The 1,091-nt window shown below is 74.9% G+C and carries 2 protein-coding genes; both read left to right on the plus strand.

Annotation, left to right across the window (positions count from 1 at the left end; translation table 11 throughout):
• Nucleotides 1–361: NAD(P)-dependent oxidoreductase (locus G3I65_RS29325; RefSeq protein ID WP_160698967.1), on the plus strand; the 361-nt coding region annotated here is incomplete at its 5' end.
• Complete coding sequence (locus G3I65_RS29330) at nucleotides 358–1,023, plus strand: spherulation-specific family 4 protein (protein WP_160698968.1); 666 nt, start codon at nucleotides 358–360, stop codon at nucleotides 1,021–1,023. The genes G3I65_RS29325 and G3I65_RS29330, both read left to right, overlap by 4 nt.
• Nucleotides 1,024–1,091 lie beyond the last annotated feature (68 nt).

Genomic DNA, 1,091 nt, shown 5'->3' on the forward strand with positions numbered 1-1,091 from the left:
CGCGGTGCGGAAGGCCTTGGAAGACGGCGGCGACCTGCGGCTCGGGCCGCTCGGCGCGGTCCGGGACTTCGTCGACGCGCGCGACGTCGCCGACGCGGTGCTCGCGGCGCTGACGGCACGGGACCTCCCGCCGGTGCTGAACATCGGCAGCGGCCGGGGCGTGCCCGCGCGGGCGCTCGTGAAGGAACTCCTGGAGGTCAGCGGCGCCGGCTGCGCGGTGTACGAGGACGAGCCGGGCTCGGCGCGGTCGGCGGACGTGCCGTGGCAGGAGGCCGACATCACCCTGGCCACGCGGGTCCTGTCCTGGCGGCCCCGGCGTGACCTCTCCGACGCCGTCGCCGACCTTTGGCGAACGTCGTGACCAGGCTGTTCGTGCCGGCCTACTTCCACCCGAGGGTGCGCCGGGACGACTGGGCGGAGCTGGCGCGGCACCCGGACCGGGTCCGGCTGGTGGTGCTCAACCCGGCCAGCGGGGCCGGCTCGCTGTGCGACGACGCGTTCCTGGGGCCGCTGGAACAGCTGAGCTGCGCCGGGATTCCGGTCGTCGGCTACGTCGACACCGACTACGGGAGCCGTCCCGCCGCCGACGTGCTCACCGACGCCGGCCGCTACGCGGACTGGTACGACGTGGACGGCGTGATGTTCGACCGCGTTTCGGCGTCACAGGCCGATCTCGGCCACTACGCGGCGCTGGCGAAGGCCGTCCGGGCGATCGGCGCCCGCACGGTCGCGTTCAACCACGGCGCGCACCCGGCGGAGGGGTACGCGGAGCACGCCGACCTGCTCGGCACGTTCGAGGGACCGTTCTCGTCCTATGTGGACGCCGGGATCCCGCGCTGGGTGCGGCGGTGGCCGGCGGAGCGGTTCGTCCACCTCGTGCATTCGGTGCCGGACCGGTACTTCGCGGAAGCGCGCCGGCTCGCGACGCACCGGCACGCGGCGAACGTCTACCTCACCGACCAAGGGGGACCCAACCCATGGCACTGCCTGCCCGGCAGCCTGCTCGCCTCGCTCCCCTCCTGACCGGCTGCGTCCTGCTCGCCGTGGCGTGCGGCGCGGCCGCGCCGGCGGTCACTCCGGCCACGCCGGCG

The sequence above is a fragment of the Amycolatopsis sp. SID8362 genome (assembly GCF_010550475.1).
GTDB lineage: Bacteria > Actinomycetota > Actinomycetes > Mycobacteriales > Pseudonocardiaceae > Amycolatopsis > Amycolatopsis eburnea.